The sequence below is a fragment of the Streptomyces sp. A3M-1-3 genome (assembly GCF_024213665.1).
GTDB lineage: Bacteria > Actinomycetota > Actinomycetes > Streptomycetales > Streptomycetaceae > Streptomyces.
In genome coordinates this window covers 1-1,034 of record NZ_JANAVP010000079.1, presented here as the reverse complement: position 1 = coordinate 1,034, position 1,034 = coordinate 1, and the positions used below count along the sequence as shown (strand labels likewise).

The 1,034-nt window shown below is 67.7% G+C and carries 1 pseudogene; it reads right to left on the bottom strand.

Annotated elements, in window-relative coordinates:
- A pseudogene (locus NLX86_RS34235) lies at nucleotides 1-1,034 on the bottom strand (IS200/IS605 family accessory protein TnpB-related protein); the annotation flags it as partial.

Below are 1,034 nucleotides of genomic sequence, written 5' to 3'. Positions count from 1 at the left end.
GATCGCGATGCTCGCGGCATCGTGACGGGTGGTCTTACGGTTCTTGCTGGTGAGGGGCTTCTGCCAGTGCTGCGCGCCCCACTTGGAGGTGTATGCCGGGTCCACGGCGATGATCGCGATGCCAGTGGCGTCGGCCATCGACGTCAAGCGGGCCCGCAGCTTGCTGGTGGGCATGCCGGAGATCAACTGGCGGAATCTGTTGCGGCGGCCGTGCTTCTCACGGGTCTTCTCCGCTGCGAAGTCCAGGTCTTCGACCGCGATGGCTTTGACGCCGCACGACCGGGCCCAGTTGAGCAGGCGGGCGAGGGCGTGCCGGACTTGCGCGTCGCGGTGGTCTGCCGACCCGGCGAGGTCGTAGAAGAACTTGCGGGGCCGGCCGATCGGGTTGCCGTGGGTGTCGAGTCGCCAGGCGGCAAGATGGTCGGCATTGGTGTCCACGCCTATCACGCCGTTCGCCAACGCGGTATCCATCGGGATGGTCGGTGTGGGCTGGTATTGCCAGGACGCCGTGAGGTACCAGCGCTCGCGCTGGACGTCGTAGTGGATGCGATAGGCCACGGCCCGATTCGCTGCGATGCGATCAGCCCACTCGGTTCCCCGGTGCGGGAACCGCACCCGCGCGGAGAGGACGTACCGGCCGTGGCGAGCGTTGGCGTACTCGGCCAGCGGCGCGGGCAGCTTGATCGACACTTCACCGTCCGGCGTGACGCGGATCGTCTCGTTCCCGAACCGCTTACCGCTCTCGCCGTCAGCGGCCAGGAACCAGCGCTCGGCCTCCCAACGTTCCCGCCACTGCGGCTCGGTAAGCCGAGCAGCGTCCAGATTATGACGGGTATTGAGCAGCCGTCCGCCGCCCCGAACGACCCGCACCCGACCGGCCTCACGATCCGCGACTGCAGCCGCCAGCCGGTCCTCAAGCACGTTGAGACGACGGGTCTTGGCGAACCACTCCTGCTTGCTGCGGTATCCGCCCGGAGCACGCTTGGTGCCCTTCTCCCCGACAGGGAGGGACAGCCGGTGCCGGATCGTCTTGA